This window comes from Actinomycetospora sp. NBC_00405, from assembly GCF_036044095.1.
Lineage (GTDB): Bacteria > Actinomycetota > Actinomycetes > Mycobacteriales > Pseudonocardiaceae > Actinomycetospora > Actinomycetospora callitridis.
Map to the genome: position 1 here is coordinate 1,594,361 of NZ_CP107938.1, position 26,031 is coordinate 1,620,391.

Here is a 26,031-nt window from a genome sequence, read left to right on the forward strand (position 1 = left end):
CTTCATGCCTTGTGTGGCATATGCCGTATGAGGCATGCTCGACGCCGTGACCACCGAGCCGGACACCGGGACGTGGGCGGCGCTCGCCGACCCGCACCGGCGGGCGATGCTGGGGCTGCTGCGCGAGCGGCCCCGGGCGGTCGGCGAGCTCGTCGACGCCCTGGCGCTCAGCCAGCCCAGCACGTCGAAGCACCTGCGGGTGCTACGCGAGGCGGGGCTGGTGCGCGCGCGTGCCGACGCCCAGCGCCGGGTCTACGAGATCGACCCGGCGCCGCTGGCCGCGCTCGACGTCTGGCTCGCGCCCTACCGGCGCATGTGGTCCGACAGCCTCGACGCCCTCGGGCGGCGCCTCGACGAGACCTCCCCGCGGAAGGACACCCCGTGAACCCCACCGGCAGCTACCTCGAGATCGACGGTCGACCGGCCCTGCGCTTCGTCCGCGAGTACCAGCACCCCGCCGAGCGGGTGTTCGTGCTGCTCACCGACCCCGACGAGCTCGCGCACTGGTTCCCTGCGCGGCTCGAGGCGCCGACCTGGTCGGCGGGCGCGACGGTGACGTTCTCCTTCGAGGCCGACGGCGACGGCGGCACCGGCACGGTCCTCGCCCACGAGCCGCCGCACCGGGTCGCGTTCTCGTGGGACGGCGAGGAGCTGTGGTTCACCCTCGAGTCGCTGCGCGACGGCCGGTCGCGGCTGACGTTCACCCATCTCATGGACGAGCGGGAGGCGGCGTCGCGCAACGCCGCCGGGTGGGACGTCTGCCTCGAGGCTCTCACCGCAGCGATCGACGGGACGCCGGGCACGGCGCCGGACGGGCGCAGCCCTGACTGGGAGGAGCTCTACGAGGGCTACGTCGCCGCCGGCGTTCCCTCGGGTGCGGCGATCCCGGGCTGAGGGCCCGCGGCGACGGGCACGTTCCGCAGGCGGACCCACGAGTCGATCATGTTGAACGTGCCCCTCGTCGGCGGCGGCCCCGACGGGCGGGGACCGCGCCCGTCGGCCCCGGCGGGCAGACTCGGCGCCCGTGACCGATCCCCTCGACGCCCTCGACGCCGGCCCCGAGGTGGCGGACGCCGACCTCACCGGCGCCGACCCCGACCTCGTCCGCGACCGGCTCGAGCGCGGGCACGGCACCCCGTGGGTGCTGCGGCGCTGCGTCCTCGACGAGCTCGACCTCTCCGGGGTCGACCTCGCCGGGGCGACGCTCGACCGCGTCCGGGCCACCGGGGTGCGGCTGCGCGGCGCGGTGCTCGACGGGGTGCGGGTCGACGGCGGGTCGCTGGCCGCTGCCCAGATGCTCGACGCCGACCTCACCGACGCCGTCCTCACCGGCGTCGACCTCTCCCGCGCCCAGCTGGTCGGCGCCCACCTCACCGACACCGTCTTCCGCGACTGCCGGATGGTCGGCGTCGACCTCTCCGGCCTGCGCGACCTCGCGGTCAGCTTCACCGTCGACGGCTGCTCGCTCGCCCTCGCCCGGCTCTCCGACTCGCACCTGCGCGGCTGGCGCCTCGACCGCGTCGACCTCTCCGACGCCGACCTCTCGGGCGCCGACCTGCGCGACGTCGTCCTCACCGACTCGAAGCTGCGCGGCACCGACCTGACCCACGCCCGGCTCACCGGGGCCGACCTGCGCGGCGCCGACCTCGGCGAGATCACCCCGGAGACGCCCGCCGTCCTGCGCGGCGCGATCGTCTCGACCGAGCAGGCCGCCGACGTCTGTCGCGCCCTGGGACTCCAGGTCGTCTGAGTCGTCAGGTGCTCGGGGCCGCCAGGCGGTCCCCGCGCCGGAGGACTGCTCCCTCGGCGAGACGCCGGGGCCGGATCCACTCGTCGGCGGTGGCGACGAGCGGGCCCTCGTCGTCCTCGTCCACCTCGCCGGGGAGACGACCCGCGCACGACCGTCCGGTCGCCGCCACGCGGACCACCCCGATCTCCTCGGCACCGTCGCGGAGCGTGCGCGGCACGCCCCACGGGGACGGGTAGGGCCCGTAGTCGCAGGCCCGGACGAAGTCGCCGACCTCGCGGGCCGGGGCCGTCCAGGGCACCCAGCCGTCGTGCGGCACACCGCGCCCGTAGTAGCGGCGGGCCGTGCGGTCCTGGGGGTGCCGGGGCACGACGCCGTCCTCGAGGTGACCGAGGAACCGGTCGACGAGCTCCTGCCCGCGGGCCACGCAGCGCACCGCGACGGTGAGCGCCGTGTCCTCGGGGGTGATCGGGAAGCGCACCTCGTCGACGACGTCGCCGGTGTCGATCCCGGGCTCCATCCAGTGCAGCGTCACGCCGTGCTGCTCGTGCCCCCGCGCCACGGCCCAGCTGGGGGCGTTGAGCCCGGCGACCTCGGGCAGCGGCCCGGGGTGCAGGTTGAACGCGCCGACGCGGGGCGCGTCGAGGACCTCGGGGCGCACGAGGTGCAGCGAGTGGACGTTGAGCAGGACGTCGACGCCCCGCTCGCGGAGGTCGTCGGCCAGCTCCGGGTCGCGGACGCGGTCGGCGGGCAGTGTCGGCACCCCGAGCTCCGCGGCGGCCGACGCCACGGACACCCCGGGCGCGGTCGCGTCGCTCGCCGTCAGCACGACGCGCAGACGGTGATCGCTGCGCGCGATGCGCTGCAGCGTGCGGACCCCCGCCGCCTCCTCGGCCACGAGTGCGACCTCCATGAGCACCACCCTTTCGTGGTGGTCATGCCTACCAGAAAGAGACACATCGACAGGAAAGGCCCGGGGCGACGGGCTGCGGCACACTGCGCGGGTGATCCGCCGCGTCGCCGTCGTCGTCGGCGTGGTCCTGACCGTCGTCGTGCTGCTGGTCGGGGGCCTCTGGCTGTTCCAGCGCGAGCTGGTCTACATCCCCTCCCCCGGTCCGGTGTCGCCGGCGGCGACGGCCGTGGCCCGCGGACAGGACGTCGTGCTGACCACGGCCGACGACGTGCGGCTGGGCGCGTGGTTCGTCCCCGCGAGCGGCCCGCGGCGGGACGTGACGGTGCTGGTGGCGAACGGCAACGCCGGCGACCGCTCGATGCGGGCGCCCCTGGCGGCGGCGCTGCGCGCCCGGGGCCTCGACGTGCTGCTCTTCGACTACCGCGGCTTCGGCGGCAACCCGGGGAGCCCGAGCGAGGAGGGCCTGTACGCCGACGCCCGCGCCGCGCGCGACCACCTCGTGCGCGACCGCGGCGTCCCGCTGCAACGGGTGGTCTACGTCGGCGAGAGCCTGGGCTCGGCGGTCGTCGCCCGCCTCGCGACCGAGGCACCGGTCGGCGGCATGGTGCTGCGCTCTCCGTCGGTCGACCTCCCCGCCGTCGGCGAGCGGATCTACCCCTACCTGCCGGTGCGGGCGTTGCTGACCGACCGCTTCCCGGTCGCCGAGCCGGTCGCCCGGGCCGGGGTGCCGACGACGGTCGTGCTCGGCGAGGCCGACAGCCTCGTCCCGCCCGCCCAGAGCCGGGCGGTGGCCGACGCCGCCGGCGCGCCGGTCGTCGCCGTCCCGGGTGCCGACCACAACGACGCGGCGCTGAGCCACGGCCCGGCGGTGGTCGACGCCGTGGTCGACCGCGCGGCGGCGCTGGGCTGAGGTGCCGGCCGCGACGCGACGAGATCACCGGACCGTGGAGCACCCCCATGGCGCGACGAGGTGCCCGCCGACCTGCCGATCGTCCTTCAGAGGCCCCGCCGCGCCCCCATGTCCAGGGCCAGGGTCGAGCCGGTCAGCGCCGAGGCCTCGGGGTCGAGGAGGGTCGCGACGGCCCAGCCGACCTGCTCCGGCGTGACCAGCGCGCCCAGGGGCGACTCGGCGCGGCGCTCGGCGAGGATGTCCTCCACCTCGACCCCGCGCGCCGCGGCCCGGTCGGCGGAGAGACGGCGCAGGCGGTCGGTGTCGGCCGGGCCCGGTGCGACGAGGTGCGCCGTGATCCCCCGCGGTCCGTAGGCGTCGGCGAGCTGACGCACGAGGTTGGCCAGCGCGGCGTTCGTGACGCCCGCGCCCGGGACGTGCGGCGACGGCTCGGCGCCGTAGTGCCCGCCGAGCGCCACGAGCCGCGAGCCCTCCGCCAGCCACGGGTCGGCGGCGCGGACGAGGCGCAGCATCCCGCCGACCTTGAGCGCCACCGCCGCCCCGAGCGCCGCGGGCTCGACGACGTCCAGGCCGCCCACCGCCGGCAGGCCGGCCGCCTGCACGACCATCCCGACGGGCGCGTCCCAGGCGGCCAGGCCGTCGGCGATCGCCTGCTGGGCGCCGTCGTCGCCGATGTCGGCCGCGCACCCCACGACGCCCTCGTCGTCGGCGCTCAGGGCCTCGAGCGACGCCGACGAGCGGGCCACGGCCAGCACCGGGACGCCCCGGGAGCGCAGGCGGCGCACGATCGCGCCCCCGAGGGCGCCGGTGGCGCCGACGACGACGGCCAACGGTTCGCTCGTGCCCCTCGTGTCCACGGGCCGCGACCCTAGGGGTCACCCGGGAAGAGCACCCAGGCGCCCGTTCGGCGGCGGACAACGTTCCCGGGGGTGGAACGTGTTGCTTGCCTCACAGTGCCGCTGGGATGAACGGTGACCTGGCGCTCATCGTCGAGGAGGAACAGATGGCCAACGTGGTACCGGTGGACGAGTTCGCCACGGGCGAGTGGTACCCGGGTTACAAGCCGGAGCACTTCGACATGCCCTGGATCGTGGACCCGGCGAGTCCGTTCAAGCCGGGCGACGAGCAGGGGTTCTGGTTCCTCGACTTCCACTGGTCGCGAGGGCTCACCCCGCTCGCCGCCACCCTCTGGAGCGGCGACGGCTACTGCTGGGGCACCCAGCACGCGGCCGAGGCCCTACCGCTGCCGCCCGGCCGCGGGATCACGGCACGCTTCGCCGGCACCCACCTCTACGGCTGCGCGCTGCCCGAGACCGACCCCAACGAGATCGGCGCGCGGGCCAACCGCATCGCGACGAACCTCCCCCACTTCCTGCAGAACTACCGCAGCATCTGGGAGGGCGGCCGCGACGAGCTCGAGAGCACCTGGCAGTACTTCCGCGGCGTCGACTTCGCGGGCACGCCCGACCTGACGGACCTGCTGGTCAAGAGCCGCCGCTACCACAAGCGGTCGATGGAGATCCACTTCGGCGTCATGTACCCGATGCTGGCCAACTTCCTGGGCTTCTACGGCGCCTGCGCCGACATGGGGATCGACCCCGGCGAGATCGGCAAGTTCCTCCAGGGCGAGGACACCAAGATCATGGAGACCGACCGCGAGGTCTACCGGCTCGCCATGCGGGCCCGGGCGGCCGGGCTGTCGGACGTCTTCGACACCCACGAGCCGCACGAGCTGCGCGCCGCCCTCGGTCGCGAGCCCGGCGCCGGGCCCTGGCTCACCGAGTTCGACGACTTCCTGCAGGTCTACGGCTGGCGGGCCGAGGCCACCTGCGACGTCGGGGTGGCGAGCTGGATCGAGGACAACACGATCCCCCTCGGCCTGATCAAGACCTTCCTCAAGAAGGACGACGAGCACGACTTCGAGGTCGCGGCCCGCAACGCGCTGGCCGAGCGCGAGGCAGCCATCGAGAACGCGCGCACCGGCCTGACCCGCGAGGAGCAGGCCGTCTTCGACGCCGGCCTGCAGTCCAACCAGGAGGCGAACTTCCCCTGGTGGCAGGACGACCACAACTACTACATCGACCTCAAGGTCATGCTGCCGCTGCGGTGGGGCGCCCAGGAGCTGGCGCGGCGTGAGAACGCCGACCACAAGGACGACATGCTCTACCTCTTCTGGCCGGAGCTCCTGGACGTCGCCTCCGGCCGCACGCCCTACCAGGGTGAGCTGAAGAGCCTCGTCGCCGAGCGCCGCCAGTACTTCGACCACTGGCACGCCAAGCGCGGCCAGATGCCGAAGGTGCTCGGCACGATCCCCGAGGCCGTCGAGGACCCCGTGCTCATCGAGATCTTCGGGCTGAACCCGGCCTCGATCAAGGCCGTGCAGAACCCCGACGCCGCCAAGCAGACGGTGATGAAGGGTGTCCCCGCGGCCAAGGGCACCGCCCGCGGCATCGCCCGCGTCCTGCAGTCCTCCGACGAGATGCACCGCCTCGAGCCCGGCTCGATCCTGGTCTGCGAGTCGACGTCGCCCAGCTGGACGCCGGTCTTCGGCAAGATCGCGGGCGCGGCGTGCGACGGCGGCGGCATGCTCTCGCACGCCGCGATCGTCGGCCGCGAGTACGGCGTCCCCACCGTCACGGCGCTGGGCGTCGCCACGATCTCGATCGCCGACGGCGACGAGATCGAGGTGGACGGCACCACGGGCACGGTCACCATCCTGAACGAGGCAGGCACCACCACATCTGCAGCCACCACCACACCGGCACCCGCCGCCGACGCCCCCGCGGGAGTCGCCGGGTGACCGCCGCCCCGGAGGTACCCATGACCGCGGCCGACGTCAGCGAGCCCGACGGCACCAGCGAGGCCACCACCCACAGCTGCGACGCCGTCGTGTGGATCGACGAGGTGGACCCGCAGCAGGCGATCGCGGCCGGCGGCTCGAAGATGGGCAGGCTCGCCGAGCTGATGCAGTCGGGCGTGCAGGTCCCCCAGGGCTTCGCCGTCACCGTCGACGCCTACTCACGGCACTGCCGGGAATCGGGTCTCGACCAGCGCATCGACGCGGTGATCGACCGGCTGGGGTCGTCGCCGACCGACGCCGAGGTGGAGTCGGCGTCGGCGGAGATCCGTCAGATGTTCCGCGAGACCCCGGTGGGAGCCGACCTGACGGGTCGCCTCACCGAGGCCTACGAGGAGCTGTGCCTGCGCTGCGTCGACGTCAACGTGCCGGTCGCGGTGCGCTCGTCGGCGACGGGCGAGGACGCCGCCGACGCCTCGTTCGCGGGGATCTTCGACACCTACCTCGGGGTCTCGGGCATCGAGCGGGTGCTCGACGCGGTCCGCAACTGCTGGGGCTCGCTGTTCACCGGGCGCGCGCTGGCCTACCGGCTGCGCAAGGGCATCAGCCACCACGCGATGCCGATCGCCGTCGGGGTCATCGAGCTCATCCACGCCCGCGCGTCGGGGGTGGCGTTCTCGGTGCACCCCGTGACCGGCAAGACCGACCGCATCGTCGTCGAGACCAGCTGGGGCTGGGGCGAGGCGATCGTGCAGGGCCTCGTGGACCCCGACCACGTCGAGATCGGCAAGGCCGACGGGCGGGTGCTCAAGTACGACGTCGCGCACAAGCGGATCGTCTCGGCGTTCGACTTCGCGGTCGGCGCGGTCACCGAGATCGACATGCCGGCCAAGCTCGCCGACCGCCGGGTGCTCGACGAGGAGCAGGTCGGGGCGATCGCCTCGGCGGTGCGCTCGATCGAGGAGCACTACGGCTACCCCGTCGACGTCGAGTGGGTGATCGGTCGCCACCGTCGTGCCGGCGACCCGGTCTGCATCGTGCAGACCCGGCCGGTGACGGTGACCGCGGCGCCGGACGAGGCCACCCCGGCCACCTACGACCCGGTGGCGCTGGCCCAGAAGTACCTCTTCTCCGGAAAGCCCATTCCAGGGCGTTGATGGCCTCCGGCCACGTGAGTGATCCGGGTCGCCCTGACGACCCGGATCGCTCACGTGCGCGTGCGCCTCCCGCGGCCGGGGAACACGCCTTCCGTCGTGCACGACCGGACGGAGGATCGCCATCAGCTCGTCGGCCGAGACCACCACCCGCCCCGCCCGAGGCCTCCGCGGACCGACCGCGGCCGCCGTCGTCGCCCTCGCCTTCCTCATCACGATGCTCGGCGCCACCCTGCCGACGCCGCTCTACCCGATCTACGAGCAGGAGCTCGGGTTCGGCGGGGTGATGGTGACGCTCGTCTTCGCGGCGTACGCGGTCGGCGTCACCGGGGCGCTCGTGCTCTTCGGGCGGCTCTCCGACCAGGTCGGTCGGCGCGCGGTCCTGCTGCCGGGACTCGCGCTCGCCGCGATCTCCAGCGCCGTCTTCCTCATCCCCGACAACATCCCGACGCTGTTCGTCGGCCGGGTGCTGTCCGGCCTCTCCGCCGGCATCTTCACGGGGACGGCGACCGCGGCGCTGGTCGACCTGGCCCCGGAGGGCCGCCAGGCCCGCTACAGCCTGCTCGCGGCCTGCGTGAACATGCTCGGCCTGGGACTCGGCCCGGTGGTCGCCGGCGCCCTCGCCGAGTACGCCCCGGCGCCCCTGTACCTGCCCTACGTGGTGCACATCGTGATGGTGCTGCTCGTGGGCGCGGTGACCTGGTTCGTGGCCGAGCCGATCGAGACCTCCGAGGGCCCGATCAGCTGGCGCCCGCAGAAGGTCTCGGTGCCGCCCGAGGTCCGGGGCGTGTTCGTCCGGGCGGCGATCGCCGGCTTCGCGGGGTTCGCCGTCCTCGGCCTGTTCACGGCCGTCTCGCCCTCCTTCCTGACCCAGGTCCTGCGCATCGAGAACCACCTCGTCGACGGCCTGGTCGTCTTCACGCTGCTCGGGGCCTCGACGGTCGGGCAGATCGCGTCGTCCCGGCTGCACCTGCGCCCGGCGCTGCTCCTCGGCTGCGCGGCGCTCGTGGTCGGCGTCCTCGGGGTCGGCGCCGCCATCGCACTGGCGTCGCTGCCGCTGCTCGTCGCCGGTGCCGCCGTCGCGGGCGTCGGCCAGGGGATGAGCTTCCGGGCCGGGCTCGGCGCGGTGAACGCCGGCACCCCGCCGGAACGCCGCAGCGAGGTGGCGTCCAGCTTCTTCCTCGTCCTCTACGTCGGGATCTCGCTGCCGGTGATCGGCGAGGGCCTCGCGTCGGCGGCGTTCGGGCTCGTGGTGTCCGGCGTGGTCTTCGCGGGCCTCGTCGCGCTGCTGGGCCTCGTCGCCTTCGTCAGCCTCCTGCGGCAGCCAGTCGACGCGTGATCACGTCGGCGGTGTCGGTGACGAGCGTGGTGTAGCGGCGCATCGTCGCCGCCGCCGCGCGGTCCACGGGGACGGCGACGCTGACCGCCGCGACCCCCTCGCCGGCCCCGTCGCGGATCACCGCCCCCACCGAGACGACGCCGAGTCGGCTCTCCTCGCGGTTGTCCGCCCAGCCGCGCTCGGCGATCTCGCGCAGGCGCCGGCGCAGGGTCGCCGGGTCGGTGATCGAGTGCGGCGTCGGGCGCGCCGGGGTCCACCGGGCCAGGCGGGCCTCGAGCTCGTCGGCCGGGAGCGCGGCGAGCAGCACCTTGCCCGTGCTCGTCGTCGTCGCCGGCAACCGCGTGCCGACCCGCGCGAAGATCCGGACGGTGTACGGGCTCTCGAGGCGCTCGACGTACACCGAGTCCATGCCGTCGAGCACCGCGAGCTGCACGGTCTCCCCCGTCGCGTGGCGCAGCCCGGCCATCGCGGGCATCGCCGCCTCGTGCAGCCCGACGTGCGGGGCGACGCTCGCGCCGAGCTCGTGGACCGCCAGCCCGAGGCGGTAGGTCCCCTCCGGGCTGCGTTCGAGCAGGCGCTCGTCGGCCAGCGTCGCGAGCAGCCGGTGCACGGTGCTGGTGCCGAGCCCCAGCCGGCGGGCGAGCTCGGCGACCCCCAGCTCACGGTCGGCGACCGAGAACTCCTTGAGCAGCCGCGCGGCGTTGCGCACCGAGCTCAGTTCCCAGCTCGGGCGTCCCGGCACGTCAGGGACGCTCGTCGGGGATCGGCGGCGCCGGGACCTCGAAGGCGTTGAGCAGCGCCGAGGTCGCGAGGTACATGCCGATCAGGTGGACCATGTCGAGCACCCCGTCGCGACCGAAGGCCTCCTGCGCGGCGGCGTAGGTCGCGTCGGACACCCAGTGGGTGCGGACGAGCTCGTCGGTGAAGCGGTGGGCGGCGAGCTCGTCGGGGGCCCAATCGTCGGTCGATCCATCGGTCTCCCCCGAGCGCAGGCCGGCGATCACCGTCTCCGAGAGCCCCACGGTCCGGGCCACGGCGACGTGGGCGTAGATCTCGTAGTCGGCCTGCCACGCGACGCCCACGGTGAGGATGACGACCTCGCGGATCGTCTTCGACAGCGACGATCCGCGCTGGTCGGTCTGCACCCACTGGTTGAACGCCCGGCCCGGTGCCGGTCGCAGGGTGAAGGCGTTGAACGGCCCGATGAGCCCGCCCGCGTCGTCGGCCGGGGCGAACCCGGAGCGCTCGGCCCAGCGCGCGGAGCGCCCGACGATCTCGTCGCGGGCGGCGCGCTGGTCGTCGTCGAGGTCGATCGCCTCGTTGCGGGGCAGGCGGCCACCCCAGTCCCGGTCGTCGGCGCCCGGGTGCACGGAGATCGTCATCTCGCCGACGCTAGTGCTCCCGTCCGCCGCACCGCGAGCGAGAGCCCGGCGGCCACGATGCAGAGCGCGCCGGCCCCCCACCACGCGCCGTCGTAGGCGCCGGTGAGGTCGCGGACGAGGCCGGCGCCGACGGCGGCGATCGCGGAGCCGACCTGGTGGGCGGCGAACACCCACCCGAAGACGATCGGCGCCCGCGCCCCGAACCGCTCGCGGCACAGCGCGACGGTCGGCGGCACGGTGGCGACCCAGTCGAGGCCGTAGAAGATGATGAACGCCCAGAGCGGCGGGGCCGCGGACGGCGCGAGCAGGAACGGCAGGAACGCCAGGGACACCCCGCGCAGCACGTAGTAGACGGCGAGCAGCTTGCGCGGGTCGATGCGGTCGGTGAACCAGCCCGACGCGATCGTGCCCACGACGTCGAACACGCCGACGACCGCGAGCAGGCCCGCGGCGGTGGTGGCGGGCATGCCGTGGTCGTGGGCGGCGGGCACGAAGTGGGTGTTGAGCAGGCCGACGGTGGTCGCCCCGCAGATCGCGAACCCGCCCGCGAGCAGCCAGAACGTGCCCGTGCGGGAGGCGTCGCGCAGCACGGTGAGGGTGCGGCGGACGGCGCCGCCGACGACGACCTCCTCGGGCTGCACGTCGCCGGGCTCGGCGCCGTAGGCGAGCGTCCCGACGTCCGAGGGCCGGTTGCGCAGGAACAGCAGCACCAGCGGGACGACCAGGAGTGCGCCCGCCGCGATCAGCAGCGACGCCCCCCGCCAGCCCACCGACCCGGCGAGCGACGCCATGAGCGGCAGGAACACGAGGCCACCGGCCGCCTGGGCCGCGGTGAGCACGCCGGAGACCAGCCCGCGCCGGCGCACGAACCACCGCCCGGTGACGACGGCGACGAACGCCAGTGCCATGGACCCGGTGCCCACCCCGACGAGGACGCCCCAGAGCAGGACGAGCTGCCAGACCTCCGACATGAACACCGTCAGCCCGCTGCCCGCGGCCACGAGCACGAGCGCGACGGAGACGACCCGGCGCATGCCGAAGCGCTCCATCAGTGCCGCCGCGAAGGGTGACATCACGCCGTAGAGCAGCAGGTTCAGCGACACCGCCGACGAGATCGTCGCCGTCGACCAGCCGAACTCGGCGTGCAGCGGCTCGATGAACACCCCGGGCGCCGATCGGAACCCCGACGCCCCGAGCAGGGTGACGAACGCCGTCGCCGCGACGGCCCAGGGCCAGGCCGAGGGACGGTCCGGGGGGTCGACGGCGGGCGGGGAGTCGGGCCGCGTCTCGGTCACGAGCAGACAGCCTGCGCGAGGAACGATCGCCGAACCAGTGGCCCGAACGCCACAACGTGCAAGAATCCGGCCATGCCCGATCCCGACGGACGTCACGTCGTCGCCGTCCTCGCCCTGCCCGAGGTCGTCGGCTTCGACCTGCAGATCCCGCCGCAGGTCTTCGGCTCCGCGCAGAGGGACGGCACACCGCTCTACGACGTGCGCGTGTGCGGGCTCGAGCCCGGCCCCGTCCGGTCGACCGCGGGCTTCTCGCTGCTGCTCGACCACGGGCCGGAGGCCCTCGCCGCCGCGGACACCGTCATCGTCCCCGGCACCCACTACGTCCCGGCCCGCCGCGACGGGATCCTGCCGCGGGAGCTGCACGCCGCCCTCGACACGGTGCCCGACGGTGCCCGCTGGATGTCGATCTGCACCGGCGCGTTCGTGCTCGCCGCGGCGGGACGGCTCGACGGCCGGAAGGTCACGACGCACTGGGCCCGGGCCGACGATCTGCGCCGCCTGCACCCCCACCTCGACGTCGACGAGTCGGTGCTCTTCGTCGACGACGGCGACGTCGCCACCTCCGCGGGGCTCGCCGCGGGGCTCGACCTCAGCCTGCACGTCCTGCGCCGCGACCACGGGACCGAGGTCGCCAACGCCGTCGCCCGCCACCTCGTGATCGCGCCGTGGCGCGACGGCGGGCAGGCCCAGTTCATCGACCATCCCCTGCCGGCCGCCCCGGAGGGGGCGACGAGCGCGGTGCGGACGTGGGCACTGGAGCACCTCGACGCCGACCTGGACGTCGCCGGGCTCGCGGCCCGCGCGTCGATGAGCGTGCGGACCTTCACCCGCCGCTTCCGCGCCGAGACCGGCACGTCGCCGCACGCCTGGCTCGTCGCACAGCGGGTCGCGCGGGCACGCCGCCTGCTCGAGGGCAGCGATCTGCCGGTCGACCGCGTCGCGACCGCCGCCGGCCTGGGGACGGCCGCGTCCCTGCGGGCCCACCTCTCCGACGACGTCGGCCTGTCCCCGCTCGCCTACCGGCGGCGCTTCCGACGGCCCTGATCCCCGTCCGTACACTCCTGTACGGTCGCGCCTCCGTACAGTACTGTACGGAGGCGTGGCGACGGAGAAACGGCAGCTCACGACCCATGACTGGGCGGTGACCGCGCTCGCGGCGATGGGTCAGGGCGGCGCGGCGGCGGTGGCCATCGAGCCGCTGGCGAAGCGGCTGGGCGCCACGCGCGGCAGCTTCTACTGGCACTTCTCGTCGCGCGGCGACCTGGTCCGGGCCGCCCTCGCGCTCTGGGAGCGCCGCGAGACCGAGGACGTGATCGCGTGGGTCGAGGCGATGCCCGGACCCCGCGAGCGGCTGCGTGCTCTGCTGCTGGCCGCGCTCGAGAGCACCACCGGGCCCGCGGCAGACGTGGAGCTCGCGCTGCAGGCGAGCGTCGACGACCCGGACGTCGCCGAGGCCCTGGCGCGGGTGACGCAGCGACGGCTCGCGTACCTCGCCGACCAGTTCGCCGCCCTCGGCCACGACCCGGACGGCGCCCGCGAGCGCGCCGTCATGTCCTACAGCGCCTTCCTCGGGCACGCGCAGCTCGTGCACGCGACGCCGTCGCTCGCCCCCACCGGCTCCGCGCTGGCCGGCTACGCGGATCGGTGGATCGCCCTGCTCACCGACGAGGCGCTCGTCGCGGCCCCGGACGGTGCCCGGTGAAGGGCCCGGGTCGGTGGCTCCAGATCGTGGGCCTGGGACACGGCGCGCTCGGGCTCTGGACGTACCGCGACGTCCTCGCCGGCACCGCCCGGGAGGTCCGTGAGCGAGGGCCCGCCGCGATCGTCGGCGCCGTCCCCGACCGGGGGGACCGGGCGACCGCCTTCTGGTTCCTCGTCGCCGCGCCGGCGCTCTGGAGCGTCGGGCGCACGTTGCGACCCGGCGACCGCGCCGCGGGCGGCGTCCTCGTGGCCACCGGCGTCGTCGGCACCGTGCTGATGCCGACCAGCGGCTTCCCGGCCCGCGCCGCCCTCGGGGCCTGGGCGGCGCTCGGCCGGAGCTCAGGTCGGGCGGCGCCGCGCCTCCGCTGAGCGCGGCGGGGCCGCGCGCATGTGGTCGCGCACCGGCTCCAGCAGGTCGGCGAGCCGCTGCGCGTCGGCCCGTGAGAGCGGCTCGAAGAGCATCTGCCCGACGACCTCCTCGTGGCCCGGGAGCACCGTCGCGACGAGCGCCCGGCCGGCCTCGGTGATGGTGAGGGTGACGCCGCGCTCGTCGTCCACCGACGGCGCGCGGGCGACCAGACCGGCCTTCTCCAGCAGGCCGGCCTGGTAGGTCAGCCCGCTGCGGCTGTGGACGATGGCGTCGGCCAGGTCGGTCATGCGGTGGCTGCCCGTCGGGGACAGCCGCAGGCGCATGAGGATCTGGAAGCGTACGAAGGTCAGGCCGCCCGCCTCGCGCAGCTGCTGTTCGATCGCGTACCGCAGCAGGTCCGACACCTCGACCAGGGCGAAGTAGGCGCCGAGCTGCACCGGGTCGACGGAGTGCGGCGGCTCGGGCACGCCGGGAGTCTACTTGCTTCGAGTTCGAAGCAGAGCTAGCGTCGGAAGCGCTTCGAGTTCGAAGCAACCAGACCACCAGCGATTCCCCGAGGGCGAGGCCCGGACGTGAAGGCAGTGCGGTTCCACGAGTACGGCGGCCCGGACGTGCTCCGGTACGAGGACGTCGAGCAGCCCGTCCCCGGGCCCGGGGAGGTGCGGGTGCGGGTCGCCGCCACGACGTTCAACCTCGTCGACGACGGCATCCGCGGCGGCTACCTGCAGGGCCCCTTCCCGGTGGCGCTGCCGCACACGCCGGGGATCGAGGTCTCGGGCACGGTCGACGCCCTGGGCGACGGCGTCGAGGGGCTGTCGCCCGGCGAGGAGGTCGTCGGCTTCCTGCCGATGGTCGCGGACGGTGCCGCGGCCGAGTACGTCGTCGCGCCGGCCGCGGTGCTGACGCGCGCGCCGTCCGGCGTCGAGCTCACCGACGCCGCCGCCCTGCCGATGGTGGGCCTCACCGCCTGGCAGGCGCTCGTCGACGACGCGAAGCTGACGGCCGGGCAGCGCGTGCTGATCAACGGCGCGGGCGGCGCGGTGGGCGGCTACGCCGTGCAGCTCGCGAAGCACGCCGGCGCCCACGTCATCGCGGTCGGCAGCCCGCGCAGCAGTGCCGGGCTGCGCTCGGCGGGCGCCGACGAGGTCGTCGACCACACCACGACCGAGGTGACCGCCGCGGTGACCGAGCCCGTCGACGTCGTGCTCAACCTTGCCTCGATCGCCCCGGCGGAGCTGAGCGCGCTGGTCGGCCTCGTCCGGGACGGCGGCGTCGTCGTGAACACCGTGCCCGGGACGCCGGCACCCGCCGACGAGGCCCGTGGCGTGCGGGCGATCGACGTCTTCGTCCGCAACGACGTCGAGCAGCTGGCGCACCTGGTCGCCCTGGTGGAGGCCGGCGACCTGCGGATCGACGTCGCCCGCCGCGTGCCGCTGGCGGAGCTCGCGGGCGTCCACGCCGAGGCGGACGCGGGCACCCTGCGCGGCAAGGTGGTCGTCGTGCCGACCCCGGCCTGAGCATCTCGACCTGAGCTCCTGCGCGGGCCCCATCCCGCAGAGAGGGACGCAGCCCTTCTCGTGGCCCGGTCGGCTCCCTAGCGTCGTGGACACCGCCACACGCCCCGGAGGGCCGCATGCTGACCGCCGAGCAGAACGAGGAACTCACGGCCGTCGAGGCCGGCACGCCGATGGGCGAGGTGCTGCGCCGCTACTGGTACCCGGTGGCCTTCGCCCGGGAGCTCCAGGAGTTCCCCGTCAAGCGCGTCGAGCTGCTCGGGGAGTTCTTCGCGCTCTGGCGCTCGCCGTCGGGCAGGTACGGGATCATCCCGGAGCCGTGCCCGCACCGGAAGGCGTCGATGGCCTACGGCGTCGTCGAGGGCGACGGACTGCGCTGCCCGTACCACGGCTGGAAGTTCGACACCGACGGCGCGTGCACCGACCAGCCGGCGGAGAAGGAGAACACCAACTTCGCCGAGCGCGTGCGCGCCACCGCCGGGAAGGTCGAGGAGCTCGGCGGGCTCGTGTGGGCCTACATCGGCCCGGATCCCGCGCCGCTGCTCCCCCGCTTCGACGTCTACGTCATGGACGGGTACCGCGACATCGGCTGGGCCGACATCCCGTGCAACTACGTGCAGGTCATGGAGAACGCGGTCGACCCGCACCACGTCGAGCACCTGCACGGGCGCTACTTCGAGTTCATCGGGAACCACGAGGGCTTCGTCGCCCCGGCCTCGTTCGGCAAGAAGCACCAGCGCATCGGCTTCGACGCGTTCGAGTGGGGCATCATCAAGCGCCGCGTGCTCGCCGGGGCGTCGGAGGACAACGACGACTGGAAGGTCGGGCACCCGCTCGTCTTCCCGTACAACATGCGCGTCGGCGGTGGCGGCATCCACCAGATGCAGATCCGCGTGCCGATCAACCGGACGACCACCCGGTTCATGCTCTACACCGTCCACGCTCCCGAGGGCTACGAGCCGGTCGAGCAGCAGACGGTGCCCGACTACGAGATCCCGGTGTTCGACGACCGCGGCCACCACGTCGTGAACTACGTCGAGGGCCAGGACATCATGGCCTGGTGCACCCAGGGTCGGATCACCGACCGGACCACGGAGCACCTCGGCCGCTCGGACATCGGCGTCGCGCTGCTGCGCAAGATGTTCCGGCAGTCGATGCAGGCCGTCGCCAAGGGCGAGGACCCACTGGGCACGATCCGCGAGCCCCACGAGCGCATCGACCTGCCCTGCGAGAAGGACAAGTTCCACGCCGGCGGCGCCGAGTTCGCCCTCGACTTCTGCAACATGGGCTCGACGCGCTACTCCCCCGACCTCGAGGCCATCCGCCAGGTGCACATCACCGCGGCGGCCCGCGTGGCGGCGGACAAGGAGGCGGGCCGCACGTCGTTCACCCCCGTGGGCGGCATCGGCACGGCCACCCTCGCTCCGGAGACCTCCGCGCAGGTGGACTCGGGGACGATCCCTCGGTGAAGCCGTCTCGTGGGAGCGTGGCCGACGTGACCCAGGCCGACGGCTCGCCCGGCGCCCGCATCGACCGGCGGTTCGCGGCCGACGTCGAGGCCCACCGTCGCGACGCTCCGCGGTTCTGTCCGCAGTGCGCGCGGGACCTCGGGCTCGCCAACGAGTTCTGGGAGGGCGACCAGCGCCGGTTCTACTGCTGGTGCGCCACCTGCGACTGGACGGGCGAGGTCACCACCACCGGCGAGACGGCGATCGGGCACGAGCCGGAGCACTGAGCCTGCGCTCAGAGGGGGACGCGGGGTCGCCCGCCGAGGCGGGGTTGCTGGTCGGGGTCGATCCAGGGCGGCGGGGTGAACCACGGCCGCCCGTGGTGAGTCTCGACATTCCAGTGCCCGGCGTGGATCAGCTGGTGGTGGAAGCGGCAGAGCAGCACCAGGTTGTCCAGGCGTGTCGGACCACCGTGGAACCAGTACCGGATGTGGTGGGCGTGGCAACGCCGCGGCCGCCGTGAGCAGCTCGGGAACGCGCAGCCGCCGTCGCGCAGGTTCAGCGCGCGGCGGATCGCGTCGGTGACGGTGCGCTGGAGGCGCCCCACGTCCAGCGGCTCGGAGCGTGATCCGAGGACAATCGGGACGATGTCGGCGTCGCAGGCCAGGCGACGCACGGTGTGCGGGTCGACCAGCGCCCCGGAGTCCAGGGTGCCGTGCCCGATCGCCTGCTGCAGCCAGCGGTGGTCCATCGTGATCGTCAGCAGGGCCCGTCCCGGACGATCGACCGGCCCCAGGCGCGGGGACGGCTCCGGGCGGCGGGGCTCGGGGATCAGGGCCTCGTCACCATTTTCGGTGTCATCAGTGCCGGTGTCATCAGTGCCGGTGTCATCGGTGCCGGTGTCGGGGTGTTCGTGGCTGGTGTCGTCGGCGAGGCCCCCGGGGCGCCGGGCGTCGTGCACGAGGTCCTTGAGCCCGTCGAGACGGCGACGCTCCAGGCTGCGCGGATCGTCGGGCCCGAACGGAACGGCCAGCCCGTCGATCACCTCGACGAACGCCTCGGCATCGCTCGGATCATGCAGGCGACCCTTGAAGGCCAGCGACCCGTCCCGACGGCGCACCACCTGCAACTCATCACAGGCGTCCTCGCCCTCGGGAGGGACATCACCGTCCGGGTCGAAGTGCTCGATCAACGCCTTCGCATACCGGCGCAACATCCGCGGCGGCAACACCCGCGCGTGCTCCGCGAGCGTGCGCTCGGCCCCGAACCAATCCGCCACCGACAACCCGTCCACCCGATCCAGGCGGGTCATCGTCTCCCGGATCACCGTGACGTGCCCCGAATGGATCTCCCCCGATTCAGCCACGGTCGCGGTCACCGGTAACCGCGGCGGCAACGGCTCGCCCCGCAGCGACACCCGGGCCGTCAGGTCCGCGGCCTCACCCACCAGCCGCTTCGCCTCAGGCTGATCCACATTGCCGCACTCCTGCAGCAACCGGACCGAGCTCCGGTCCCCGGTCTGCTCGGCCACCCCGAGCCGCTCCAGCTCGGCGATGTCCCCCCACAACCGGAACTGCTCGACGCGCAACGCGACCAGGCGGGTGCGGGCACGGTCGAGCGCCTCCCGCTCCACCACCCCCAGCACCCGTTCGCTCATGTGTTCGAGTCTAGAGCCGACCCCCGACAACGCCGGGCCCGCGACCAGGGCCTACCGCTCGGCAGTGATGTTCCAGCTGGTCAGGTTGCCGCGGTCGATGGCGACACCGTCCGACACCGTCAGCGTCCACGGCCCGGAGACCGGCTGCCCGACCAGCGGTGCCAGCGGGCTCCCGGGCTGGCGGCTGTCGAGCTGCAGGTTGAGGTCCGGGTTGGCGCGGGTGCAGTCGTTGCTGTCGGCCAGGACCGTCCGCTGGCCCTGCGGCGAGCGCAGGGAGACGACGAGGTCGCAGGTGTAGGGATGCGTGATCGACACGCCCACCTGGATGGCCGAGACCGTGCCGGAGCCGTCGAGCTCGATCGTGTCCGTGACGCCGGCCGGGCTGGAGTCCGGGATCGCGAGGCTGCGCTGCGACGCGCCCGTCACCGTGCCGCCCGCGTCGAGGGCGATGACGAGCACGATGGCCACCACGAGGACGACGAGCAGCGCGACGCCGCCGAGGATCCAGGGCAGGGCCTTGTTCTTCTTCTGGGGCGGCGGCCCGTAGCCGTAGCCGGGCTGCCCGTACCCGGGCTGACCGTAGGGCTGGCCGTAGCCGGGCTGCCCGTAGCCCTGCTGGCCGTACCCCTGCTGGCCATAGGGCTGTCCGTAGCCGGGCTGGCCATAGGGCTGTCCGTACCCCTGCTGCCCGTACCCGGGCTGCTGGCCGTACCCGGGCTGCTGGCCGTACCCGGGCTGCTGGCCGTAGCTCTGCTGGGACGGGTCGCCGGTCTGGCCTCCGTAGTACGGCTGCGGACCGGACTGGCCGTACTGACCCGGCTCCTGCTGCCCGTATCCCGCCGCGGACGGGTCCGCCTGGGGCCCGTGCTGGGTGGGCTGGGACCCGAACGACTCGGGGCGGTTCGGGTCGCCGGACCCGCCGAAGGGGGAGGACACGCGCGGCAACTTACCTCTCGCACCCCGTACCGGACCCGGTCCCGTAATACGGTTCCCGGCGAATCCCGGCGTCGTTCGTCGACCTTGCCCGAGAGCGGACGTTCCGGGACGAACCCCTCACTCCTGGGCGTGCGCCCGGAGTCTCTCGGACCAGGACAGCGCCCGCGGCGGGTCCCCGACGTCGGCGTAGACCTGCCCGTCGACCTCGCGGACGGGGTGGACGCCGAGCACGTGCTGCGGCGAGGTCGAGCACTCCCCCGTGTCGACGTCGAAGCGGTACCAGTGCCACGGGCAGACGAGCGTGCGCCCGTCGCGCACCCAGCCCTGCTCGAGCGGCCCGCGGTTGTGCGGGCAGTGGGCGTCGACCACCCGCCACCCGTCGGGCATCTCGAGCGCGACGAAGCGCCGGCCGTCGCCACTCTCGACGACGCCCGGCCCGTCGACGCGCACGAGGCTCACCTCTGACCCGACGCCCTCAACGCGGCGAGCGACTCCCCGCCCACGAACCAGTGCTCGGGCTCGCACTCGGTGACGACGACCCGCACGTTCCCCGCGGGCGCCCCGACCGCGCGCGACACGGCGGCGGTGACCTCCTCCCCGAGCGCGGCGAGCTGCTCGGGGGTCCGACCCCGGGCGAGGGTGATCTGCACGAGCGGCATCCGAGTGCCTCCATTCGTCACCCGTGAGCGAAGTTCCCGGCTATAGCCGGGAACTTCGCTCACGTACAGGCGAGCTCCACCGTCCCGAGACGGTCGATGGTCACGGTCACGACGTCGCCGGGGACGACGGGCGTGGCGGCGGTGAGTCCGCCGGAGAGGATCACCTCGCCGGCGGCGAGGCCCTCGCCGGACGCCGCGAGACGGCGCACGAGCCAGGCGACGGCGGCGGCCGGGTGGCCGAGGGACGCCGCCCCCGACGCCGTGGCCACGAGCTCGCCGTTCTTCTCCAGCAGCACCCCGACGAGCCGGACGTCGACGCCCGCCGCGGGCACCGGGCTGCCGACGACGAACCGCGCGGCCGAGGTGTTGTCGGCGACGACGTCGGCCATCGTGAAGCGGTAGTCGCGGAACCGGGAGTCGAGGATCTCGATGCCCACGGCGAGGCCCGAGGTCGCGCCCAGCACGTCGGACGCGGTGACGTGCTCGCCCGCGAGGTCACGCCCCATCTGGAACACGATCTCCGGCTCGGCGCGCGGCTGGATGAGCTCGCCGGTGCGCAGCGGCTCGCCGAGGTCGAGCGCACCGGTGCCGGGCAGGAAGCCGAACACCGGGTCGGCCACCCCGACCTGGGCCTGCTTGGCCCGCGACGTGACCCCGAGCTTCCAGCCCACCCGCGGCCCGGCCTGCTCGCGCAGCACGCGCTGCACGGCGTAGCCGGTCTCGAGGTCCAGGTCGCCGACGTCGTCGGAGAGCGGCTCGATCGCCGTGCGCTCGGTGACGGCCTTGGTCAGGCGCGCGGCGAGGTCGTGGACATCCACGGAAGCCATCAGCTCGTCTCCTTCACACGGATCGTCACGGGGCCGAGGCGGTCGAACTCCGCCCGGAACACGTCGCCGGCCTTCAGCGGCACGGCGGCGTGGAGCGCGCCGGTCATGATCAGGTGGCCGGGCTCGAGGGCGGCGCCGGCCTCGCCGAGCACGTTGGCCAGCCAGGCGACGACGGCCAGCGGGTCGCCCAGCGCGGCGGCCCCGGCGCCCGTGTCGACGAGCTCGCCGTTGCGCGTGAACGTCATCCCGATCAGCCGGGTGTCCAGGCCCGCCAGCGGCACGAGCCGCGACGACACCGCGACCGCGCCGTTCGACGCGAGGTCGGCGACGGTGTCGGCGAGCTTGATCCGCCAGTCGGCGATGCGGGAGTCGACGATCTCCATCGCCGCCGCCACCCCGGCGATCGCGGGCGCGACGTCGGTCGGCGTGATCCCGGGCCCCTGCAGGCGCGACCCGAGCACGAACACGATCTCGGCCTCGACCTTGGGCGCGATGAAGCGGTCGAGCGGGATCGCGTCGCCGTCGCGGTAGACCGTGGACGAGAGCACCGGGCCGTAGTCCGGGGTGTCGATCCCGATCATCTTCTGCATCGCCGCCGAGGTGACGCCGACCTTGTGCCCCACCACCCGGTCGCCGTCGGCGAGCAGCAGCGGCACCAGCTCCTGCTGGATCGCGTAGCCGTCGGCCATGCCGAGGTCGGGCTCGGTGTCGGTGAACGGCGGGATCGGCACGCGGGTGCGACGCGCCTCGTACAGGGCCCGCGCCTTCGCGGCCGCGTCGGTGACAGGCACTCAGCTCTCCTTCTGCAACGACATGACGTCCTCCGACCAGCCCAGACGCCGGGACACGGCCTCGCCGGCCTCGACGACGACGCGGGCCAGACGTTTGCGGGGCATGGCTCGGAACCGGCTCACGGGCGCCCCGATCCCGATCGCGGCGACCACGGCACCGTGCCGGTCGCGGATGGGCGCGGCCAGGGAGGCGATCCCGATCTCGCGCTCGTCGACGGCGTCGGCCCACCCGCGGGCGCGCACGGTGCCGAGGGCCCGGCGCATCTCGTCGGGGTCGGTGATCGTCTGCGGTGTGTGGCGCGTCAGGGACGCGGTGGCGAGGAAGCGCTCGCGCACCGGCTCGGACGCGAACGCCATCAGCACCTTGCCGGAGCTGGTGCAGTGCACGGGCACGCGCCGGCCGGTCTCGGTGAACAGCCGCAGGGCGTGGCTGGACTCGAGGCGGTCGACGTAGACGACGTCGTGCCCGTCGAGCATCCCGACCTGCGCGGACTCGCCGGTCTCCTCCCGCAGGTGCGCGAGCACCGAGCCCGCGGCGGCGTGCAGGTCCATGTGGACGCGCACCGCCTCGCCGAGCTCGAAGACGACGAGCCCGAGCCGGTAGCCGCCGGTGGCGGGGTCCTGCTCGACCAGGCCCTCGGTGGCGAGCGTGGTGAGCAGCCGGTGCACCGCGCTCTTGCCCAGCCCGAGGCGCCGCGCGAGCTCCGAGACCCCGAGCGACTCCTCGCGCGTCAGGAACGCCTTGAGCAGTCGCGCGGCGTTGGTGACGGTCTGCAGCGGCGCGTCGGTCACACCGATTCCTCGGTGAACGCCTTCAGCAGCACCTTGCGCACCCCGTCCGGGTCCGGGGTCGCGCCCGGGCGCAGGGACGCGTCGACGGCCTCGCCGACGGTGGCGTCGTGGGGACGGATGGCCTGGGCCAGCAGGATCTGCGCGCGGGCGAGCCCGGCGACGGCGGCGCCCTCCATCTCGTCGACCAGCGCCTCGCGCCCGCGGGCCCGGTCGCGCAGGCGCTCGAAGTCGCGCGTCGCCGCGGAGTGCGCGCTCGCGAGCCCCGAGCCGACGTGGCCCGCGTGGTGCGGCGAGAGACCGGAGCCGGGCTGGGTGACCACGTGGTAGACGACGGTCGCGATCCCCAGCGCGCCGCGCACCTTCTCCGACGCCGGCCCCTCGGACTCGTCGATCAGCCCCAGCGCCGGCACGACCACCGGGTCGTAGAACCGGACCGTCCACTCGAGGCCCTCGAACTCGCCGGGCAGCTCCACCTCCTGCCCGCGCGGGGGCCCGAGTCCCTCCGTCGTCGCCAGGATGTGCAGGTTGCGCGCGCCGACCGCGGCCACCGTGAGACGCCCGGCCGCGAGCAGCGGCAGACGCCCCTGGACGGCGGGCGGGAACGTCGTCGCCTGCTTCACGTACGCGCGGTGGATGCCCTCGACGTAGCCGGCGACGGCCTTGCGCATCGCCATCGGGTCCGCCATGCCGACCCCTCCCGTCAAGCCCTCGCCGCGACCGTCGTTCCGTAAAGCGGAACGCACTGTCTTCCTTCCGGAACGCTAGGGCGGTTAGCGTCGTGGCGTCAAGGAAGCCGGCTCGCCCGGGAAAGGGCATCTCGCATGGGAATCCTCCGCCTGGCCCACGTCGACGTCCGCACGCCAGACCTCGATCTCTCCACCGCGTACTACACCGAGGTGATGGGTCTGCAGCAGGTGCAGCGCACCGACGACGCGGTCTACCTCAAGTGCTGGGACGAGGAGGACCACCATTCCCTGCGGATGCGCTACAACCCGCGCACGGGGCTGGACTCCTTCACCTTCCGCGTCGAGGAGGAGGACGACCTCCACGACTTCGAGAAGAAGGTCGAGGCCTACGGTTGCCCGACGCAGCGGGTCAGCCGCGGCGGGGCGATCGGGCAGGGCGAGTCGATCCGTTTCGAGGTCCCGTCCGGCCAGATCATGGAGCTGGTCTGGGACATCGAGAAGACCGGCAACATCCTCGGCAAGCACAACCCCTCGCCGGTCCCGCCCCCCGACATGCAGGGCATCGCGCCCCCGCGCATGGACCACATGCTGGTCAACGCGGAGGAGGTCGCGGAGTCGGCGGCGTTCTTCATCGACGTGCTCGGCATGCGGATGACCGAGCAGGTGCTCGACGGCAACGGCCACCAGCTCGGCGTCTGGCTCGCGGGCAACACCCGCTCCCCGCACGACATCGCGATCGTCAACGGCCCCAACGGCGCCCTGCACCACTGGGCCTACTGGCTCGACGACTGGGACCAGATCCGCAAGGCGGCCGACACGCTCGCCTACAACGGCGTGCAGATCGACCAGGGTCCGACGCGCCACGGCGTCACGCGCGGCAACACCATCTACTTCTTCGACCCGCTCGGCATCCGCAACGAGGTCTTCACCGGCGGCTACTGGGTCGACCCCGACACCGAGATCCTCACCTGGACCGAGGACAACTTCGGCAAGGGCCTCTTCTACTACGAGAACGTCATCAGCCAGCGGTTCCTGCGGATGCACACGTAAAGGGGACGACGACAGACGTGGCCACCACATCGGACCGGATCATCCGGCTGCAGCACGTCGAGGTCCGGGTCCCCGACCTGGAGCTCGCCACCGCCTACTACACCGAGGTCCTGGGCCTCGTGGAGACCGCGCGCGACGAACGCGACGGCGCCCCGCGGGTCTTCCTCAAGTGCTGGGACGAGCGCGAGCACCACTCGGTGATCCTGCGCGAGGCCCCCACCTACGGCCTCGACCACATGTCGTTTAAGCTCAACGAGGCCTCCGACCTCGACCACTTCACCACGAAGCTCGAGGCGGCCGGCGTGCCGGTCAAGCGGTTCGCCTCCCGCGAGCTCGGCCCGGGCTGGGGAGAGGCGATCCGCTTCGACTCCCCGTCGGGCCACCTCGTCGAGCTGACCCACGGCACGGAGCGGATCGGCAACATGCTGCCGAAGACGAACCCGCCGCCGCGTCCGCAGGACCTCATCGGCATCGCACCCCCGCGCCTGGACCACCTGTTCGTCATGGCCGAGGACGTCGAGGCCTTCACGGCGTTCTTCACCGAGCTGCTCGAGTTCCGGCTCACCGAGCAGATCCTCGCCAACGACGGCCACCAGCTCGCGACGTTCCTCGAGCACTCGCACACCCCCCACGACATCGCCGTCATCACGGGCCCGAACGGGGCGCTGCACCACTTCGCGTTCTGGCTCGACGACTGGAACGCGATCCGCGAGGCCGCCGACGCGCTCGCCTACCACGGTGTGAACATCGACGTGGCCCCCACGCGCCACGGCGTCACCCGCGGCTACACGACCTACTTCTTCGACCCGGCGGGCAACCGCAACGAGCTCTTCACGGGCGGCTACTGGGTGGACCCGGACTTCGAGCCGATCACCTGGACCGAGGAGGAGATGGGGCGCGCGATCTTCTACTACCACCGTCAGGTCAACGAGCGCTTCTTCACGGTGCACTCGTGACCGGCGTCGACGACCGCCCCGACGCCCGGTCCGTCCACCGCTACGAGGCCCCGGACTACCTGTCGCGCTATCGCTCGCGCCGGGGTGGGGACAAGGCTCGCCCCGGAGATCTCACGGAGTCCGCTGCGCCGGCCTCCCCCGAGGCACCACCGGAGGGCGACAACACCCCGCTCTACCTGCGCCGTTTCCGTGAGCGCGGGTCGGCGGCACCGGACACGACGACGGTCGAGTACGACGGGAAGACCTTCACCCCTGCGCTCGCCGAGGCCAGCCGGGGCAAGGAGGTCGCGGCACCCGTCGAGCGCCGGGCGTCCGAGAAGATCGTCTGCGAGATCTCGATCATCCGGCACGGCATCACCCAGGGCTACTCCACCGACGCCGGGCTGACGCCGATGGGCGGCTGGCAGGCCCACCGCCGCGGCCACGAGCTCGCGCGGCGCTTCGACGCCGGCGACAGCGTGCGCCTCGTCTGCGCCGACACCAACCGCGCCCGCCAGACCGCCGACCAGCTCTACAACGGCGTCACCGACGGGCTCGAGATGTGGGGCATCGACGCCCGGATCACGCGGCCGGAGCCGATCCCGGAGCTGCGCAACTTCGGCGTCTGGACCCCCGACGGGCTGCGCGACGTCACCTCGGCGTTCCGCCAGTACCAGGCCACGAACGAGACGCTCGAGCGCCTCGCCGTCGGCGACCGGCCGCGCTGGCTCGTCGAGATCGACCGCTTCTACCGGACCCAGCTGGGCGGGGCGGACCCGATCCAGGAGTGGCTCACGATCCCGATGATGTACTTCGAGCCGCCGGCGATGTGCGTCCGCCGGTTCTGGCGCGGGTTCCACCGGCTGATCACCGAGTCGACGCAGGACGACGGGTCGCTGACCCATCGCCGCATCCTCGCGGCGACCCACTCGGGCCCGATGCGCGCGTTCGCCACGTGGGCGCACGGCTACGACCCCGGCGAGCCGCTGAACACCGAGGAGATCCGGGTCAAGGTGCGCGAGGGCGGACGCAGCGCGTTCGTCTCCTACCGCAACCGCGTCACCGAGGTGAACGTCCCACCGCCCGACGAGTTCCCCCAATGGGAAGAGACCGGGGAGGCCTGATCCG

Annotated in this window: 30 protein-coding genes; 16 read left to right on the forward strand and 14 right to left on the reverse strand. The window is 73.5% G+C overall.

Features of this window, described 5'->3' with window-relative positions:
* The first annotated feature begins 34 nt into the window (after positions 1-34).
* The 3 genes from OG774_RS07870 to OG774_RS07880 all read left to right on the forward strand — a co-directional run bounded on the left by OG774_RS07870 (position 35) and on the right by OG774_RS07880 (position 1,750).
* Entirely contained in the window at positions 35-385 is a 351-nt protein-coding gene (locus OG774_RS07870; RefSeq protein ID WP_328308273.1) for an ArsR/SmtB family transcription factor, read from the forward strand.
* A complete protein-coding gene (locus OG774_RS07875) occupies positions 382-894 on the forward strand; it encodes an SRPBCC family protein (protein ID WP_328308275.1) in 513 nt (170 codons plus the stop codon). Before OG774_RS07870 ends, OG774_RS07875 begins: the two co-directional genes overlap by 4 nt.
* A 130-nt stretch (positions 895-1,024) precedes the next feature.
* Positions 1,025-1,750 (forward strand): pentapeptide repeat-containing protein, encoded by a 726-nt coding sequence (locus OG774_RS07880; RefSeq protein WP_328308277.1) that lies wholly within the window; start codon positions 1,025-1,027, stop codon positions 1,748-1,750.
* Positions 1,751-1,754: 4 nt separating this feature from the next.
* Here OG774_RS07880 and OG774_RS07885 read toward each other — a convergent pair whose 3' ends face one another.
* Complete coding sequence (locus OG774_RS07885) at positions 1,755-2,660, reverse strand: methionyl-tRNA formyltransferase (protein WP_328308279.1); 906 nt, start codon at positions 2,658-2,660, stop codon at positions 1,755-1,757.
* 91 nt (positions 2,661-2,751) lie between these two features.
* Here OG774_RS07885 and OG774_RS07890 point away from each other — a divergent pair, with 91 nt between their 5' ends.
* A complete protein-coding gene (locus OG774_RS07890) occupies positions 2,752-3,570 on the forward strand; it encodes an alpha/beta hydrolase (RefSeq protein WP_328308281.1) in 819 nt (272 codons plus the stop codon).
* 86 nt (positions 3,571-3,656) lie between these two features.
* On the opposite strand, the gene OG774_RS07895 is transcribed toward OG774_RS07890, so the two are convergent.
* Positions 3,657-4,427: an SDR family oxidoreductase gene (locus OG774_RS07895; protein WP_328308283.1), complete on the reverse strand. Its 771-nt coding sequence runs from the start codon at positions 4,425-4,427 to the stop codon at positions 3,657-3,659.
* 107 nt (positions 4,428-4,534) lie between these two features.
* Here OG774_RS07895 and OG774_RS07900 point away from each other — a divergent pair, with 107 nt between their 5' ends.
* The 3 genes from OG774_RS07900 (at position 4,535) to OG774_RS07910 (ending at position 8,860) form a co-directional block, all read left to right on the forward strand.
* Positions 4,535-6,370: a PEP-utilizing enzyme gene (locus OG774_RS07900; RefSeq protein ID WP_328308284.1), complete on the forward strand. Its 1,836-nt coding sequence runs from the start codon at positions 4,535-4,537 to the stop codon at positions 6,368-6,370.
* Positions 6,371-6,390: 20 nt separating this feature from the next.
* Positions 6,391-7,524, forward strand: a complete 1,134-nt coding sequence (locus OG774_RS07905; protein WP_328308286.1) for a PEP/pyruvate-binding domain-containing protein — start codon at positions 6,391-6,393, stop codon at positions 7,522-7,524.
* Positions 7,525-7,645: 121 nt separating this feature from the next.
* On the forward strand, positions 7,646-8,860 hold the full coding sequence (locus tag OG774_RS07910; protein WP_328310846.1) for an MFS transporter: 1,215 nt from the start codon (positions 7,646-7,648) through the stop codon (positions 8,858-8,860).
* Here OG774_RS07910 and OG774_RS07915 read toward each other — a convergent pair.
* The 3 genes from OG774_RS07915 to OG774_RS07925 are packed head-to-tail and all read right to left on the reverse strand — an operon-like array spanning position 8,829 to position 11,537.
* Positions 8,829-9,602, reverse strand: a complete 774-nt coding sequence (locus tag OG774_RS07915) for an IclR family transcriptional regulator (protein WP_328308288.1) — start codon at positions 9,600-9,602, stop codon at positions 8,829-8,831. The genes OG774_RS07910 and OG774_RS07915 overlap by 32 nt on opposite strands.
* A 1-nt stretch (position 9,603) precedes the next feature.
* Positions 9,604-10,242: a carboxymuconolactone decarboxylase family protein gene (locus tag OG774_RS07920; RefSeq protein WP_328308290.1), complete on the reverse strand. Its 639-nt coding sequence runs from the start codon at positions 10,240-10,242 to the stop codon at positions 9,604-9,606.
* Positions 10,239-11,537: an MFS transporter gene (locus OG774_RS07925; protein WP_442873957.1), complete on the reverse strand. Its 1,299-nt coding sequence runs from the start codon at positions 11,535-11,537 to the stop codon at positions 10,239-10,241. Before OG774_RS07925 ends, OG774_RS07920 begins: the two co-directional genes overlap by 4 nt.
* A 72-nt stretch (positions 11,538-11,609) precedes the next feature.
* Between OG774_RS07925 and OG774_RS07930 the strand changes: the two genes are divergently transcribed.
* From OG774_RS07930 to OG774_RS07940, 3 genes are read left to right on the forward strand one after another with little or no spacing between them, the layout of a single operon-like run.
* Positions 11,610-12,581 carry a GlxA family transcriptional regulator gene (locus tag OG774_RS07930; RefSeq protein WP_328308292.1) on the forward strand — a complete coding sequence of 324 codons (972 nt, stop codon included), beginning with the start codon at positions 11,610-11,612 and terminating at the stop codon, positions 12,579-12,581.
* A gap of 55 nt (positions 12,582-12,636) precedes the next feature.
* Positions 12,637-13,239 carry a TetR/AcrR family transcriptional regulator gene (locus tag OG774_RS07935; protein WP_328308294.1) on the forward strand — a complete coding sequence of 201 codons (603 nt, stop codon included), beginning with the start codon at positions 12,637-12,639 and terminating at the stop codon, positions 13,237-13,239.
* Entirely contained in the window at positions 13,236-13,607 is a 372-nt protein-coding gene (locus OG774_RS07940) for a DUF6463 family protein (protein WP_328308296.1), read from the forward strand. Before OG774_RS07935 ends, OG774_RS07940 begins: the two co-directional genes overlap by 4 nt.
* On the opposite strand, the gene OG774_RS07945 is transcribed toward OG774_RS07940, so the two are convergent.
* Entirely contained in the window at positions 13,578-14,075 is a 498-nt protein-coding gene (locus tag OG774_RS07945) for a MarR family winged helix-turn-helix transcriptional regulator (RefSeq protein WP_328308298.1), read from the reverse strand. The genes OG774_RS07940 and OG774_RS07945 overlap by 30 nt on opposite strands.
* A 105-nt stretch (positions 14,076-14,180) precedes the next feature.
* Here OG774_RS07945 and OG774_RS07950 point away from each other — a divergent pair, with 105 nt between their 5' ends.
* The 3 genes from OG774_RS07950 to OG774_RS07960 all read left to right on the forward strand — a co-directional run bounded on the left by OG774_RS07950 (position 14,181) and on the right by OG774_RS07960 (position 16,857).
* A complete protein-coding gene (locus OG774_RS07950) occupies positions 14,181-15,125 on the forward strand; it encodes an NADP-dependent oxidoreductase (RefSeq protein WP_328308300.1) in 945 nt (314 codons plus the stop codon).
* 116 nt (positions 15,126-15,241) lie between these two features.
* Entirely contained in the window at positions 15,242-16,591 is a 1,350-nt protein-coding gene (locus OG774_RS07955) for a Rieske 2Fe-2S domain-containing protein (RefSeq protein WP_328308302.1), read from the forward strand.
* 17 nt (positions 16,592-16,608) lie between these two features.
* Complete coding sequence (locus OG774_RS07960; RefSeq protein WP_274197981.1) at positions 16,609-16,857, forward strand: hypothetical protein; 249 nt, start codon at positions 16,609-16,611, stop codon at positions 16,855-16,857.
* Positions 16,858-16,865: 8 nt separating this feature from the next.
* Here the strand turns inward: OG774_RS07960 and OG774_RS07965 are convergent, their stop codons facing one another.
* The 8 genes from OG774_RS07965 to OG774_RS08000 all read right to left on the reverse strand — a co-directional run bounded on the left by OG774_RS07965 (position 16,866) and on the right by OG774_RS08000 (position 22,918).
* Complete coding sequence (locus OG774_RS07965) at positions 16,866-18,227, reverse strand: HNH endonuclease signature motif containing protein (RefSeq protein WP_328308306.1); 1,362 nt, start codon at positions 18,225-18,227, stop codon at positions 16,866-16,868.
* A gap of 51 nt (positions 18,228-18,278) precedes the next feature.
* On the reverse strand, positions 18,279-19,163 hold the full coding sequence (locus OG774_RS07970; RefSeq protein ID WP_328308308.1) for a proprotein convertase P-domain-containing protein: 885 nt from the start codon (positions 19,161-19,163) through the stop codon (positions 18,279-18,281).
* 117 nt (positions 19,164-19,280) lie between these two features.
* Entirely contained in the window at positions 19,281-19,613 is a 333-nt protein-coding gene (locus OG774_RS07975; protein ID WP_328308310.1) for a Rieske (2Fe-2S) protein, read from the reverse strand.
* A 5-nt stretch (positions 19,614-19,618) separates the two neighbouring features.
* On the reverse strand, positions 19,619-19,822 hold the full coding sequence (locus OG774_RS07980; protein ID WP_274187135.1) for a 2-hydroxymuconate tautomerase: 204 nt from the start codon (positions 19,820-19,822) through the stop codon (positions 19,619-19,621).
* Positions 19,823-19,881: 59 nt separating this feature from the next.
* Positions 19,882-20,649 carry a 2-keto-4-pentenoate hydratase gene (locus OG774_RS07985; RefSeq protein ID WP_328308315.1) on the reverse strand — a complete coding sequence of 256 codons (768 nt, stop codon included), beginning with the start codon at positions 20,647-20,649 and terminating at the stop codon, positions 19,882-19,884.
* A complete protein-coding gene (locus tag OG774_RS07990; RefSeq protein WP_328308317.1) occupies positions 20,649-21,440 on the reverse strand; it encodes a 2-keto-4-pentenoate hydratase in 792 nt (263 codons plus the stop codon). Before OG774_RS07990 ends, OG774_RS07985 begins: the two co-directional genes overlap by 1 nt.
* Positions 21,441-22,232 carry an IclR family transcriptional regulator gene (locus OG774_RS07995; RefSeq protein ID WP_274197987.1) on the reverse strand — a complete coding sequence of 264 codons (792 nt, stop codon included), beginning with the start codon at positions 22,230-22,232 and terminating at the stop codon, positions 21,441-21,443.
* A complete protein-coding gene (locus OG774_RS08000; protein ID WP_328308319.1) occupies positions 22,229-22,918 on the reverse strand; it encodes a hypothetical protein in 690 nt (229 codons plus the stop codon). The genes OG774_RS07995 and OG774_RS08000 overlap by 4 nt, the downstream gene beginning before the upstream one ends.
* Before the next feature lie 135 nt (positions 22,919-23,053).
* Between OG774_RS08000 and OG774_RS08005 the strand changes: the two genes are divergently transcribed.
* Genes OG774_RS08005 through OG774_RS08015 form a run of 3 tightly spaced genes read left to right on the forward strand, consistent with a single transcriptional unit; the run spans position 23,054 to position 26,027 of the window.
* On the forward strand, positions 23,054-23,968 hold the full coding sequence (locus OG774_RS08005; RefSeq protein WP_274197989.1) for a catechol 2,3-dioxygenase: 915 nt from the start codon (positions 23,054-23,056) through the stop codon (positions 23,966-23,968).
* A gap of 17 nt (positions 23,969-23,985) precedes the next feature.
* Positions 23,986-24,924, forward strand: a complete 939-nt coding sequence (locus tag OG774_RS08010) for a catechol 2,3-dioxygenase (protein ID WP_274187141.1) — start codon at positions 23,986-23,988, stop codon at positions 24,922-24,924.
* Positions 24,921-26,027 carry a histidine phosphatase family protein gene (locus tag OG774_RS08015; RefSeq protein WP_328308320.1) on the forward strand — a complete coding sequence of 369 codons (1,107 nt, stop codon included), beginning with the start codon at positions 24,921-24,923 and terminating at the stop codon, positions 26,025-26,027. The genes OG774_RS08010 and OG774_RS08015 overlap by 4 nt, the downstream gene beginning before the upstream one ends.
* The last annotated feature ends 4 nt before the right edge of the window (positions 26,028-26,031 follow it).

Excerpts from the sequence above, each read along its gene's own strand:
- OG774_RS07980 (WP_274187135.1), bottom strand. The coding sequence starts at position 19,822 with ATGCCGCTCGTGCAGATCACCCTCGCCCGGGGTCGGACCCCCGAGCAG.
- OG774_RS07920 (WP_328308290.1), bottom strand. The coding sequence starts at position 10,242 with ATGACGATCTCCGTGCACCCGGGCGCCGACGACCGGGACTGGGGTGGC.
- OG774_RS07955 (WP_328308302.1), top strand. The coding sequence starts at position 15,242 with ATGCTGACCGCCGAGCAGAACGAGGAACTCACGGCCGTCGAGGCCGGC.
- OG774_RS07900 (WP_328308284.1), top strand. The coding sequence starts at position 4,535 with ATGAACGGTGACCTGGCGCTCATCGTCGAGGAGGAACAGATGGCCAAC.
- OG774_RS07930 (WP_328308292.1), top strand. The coding sequence starts at position 11,610 with ATGCCCGATCCCGACGGACGTCACGTCGTCGCCGTCCTCGCCCTGCCC.
- OG774_RS07905 (WP_328308286.1), top strand. The coding sequence starts at position 6,391 with ATGACCGCGGCCGACGTCAGCGAGCCCGACGGCACCAGCGAGGCCACC.
- OG774_RS08000 (WP_328308319.1), bottom strand. The coding sequence starts at position 22,918 with ATGGCGGACCCGATGGCGATGCGCAAGGCCGTCGCCGGCTACGTCGAG.
- OG774_RS07965 (WP_328308306.1), bottom strand. The coding sequence starts at position 18,227 with ATGAGCGAACGGGTGCTGGGGGTGGTGGAGCGGGAGGCGCTCGACCGT.
- OG774_RS07870 (WP_328308273.1), top strand. The coding sequence starts at position 35 with ATGCTCGACGCCGTGACCACCGAGCCGGACACCGGGACGTGGGCGGCG.
- OG774_RS08005 (WP_274197989.1), top strand. The coding sequence starts at position 23,054 with ATGGGAATCCTCCGCCTGGCCCACGTCGACGTCCGCACGCCAGACCTC.
- OG774_RS07885 (WP_328308279.1), bottom strand. The coding sequence starts at position 2,660 with ATGGAGGTCGCACTCGTGGCCGAGGAGGCGGCGGGGGTCCGCACGCTG.
- OG774_RS07985 (WP_328308315.1), bottom strand. The coding sequence starts at position 20,649 with ATGGCTTCCGTGGATGTCCACGACCTCGCCGCGCGCCTGACCAAGGCC.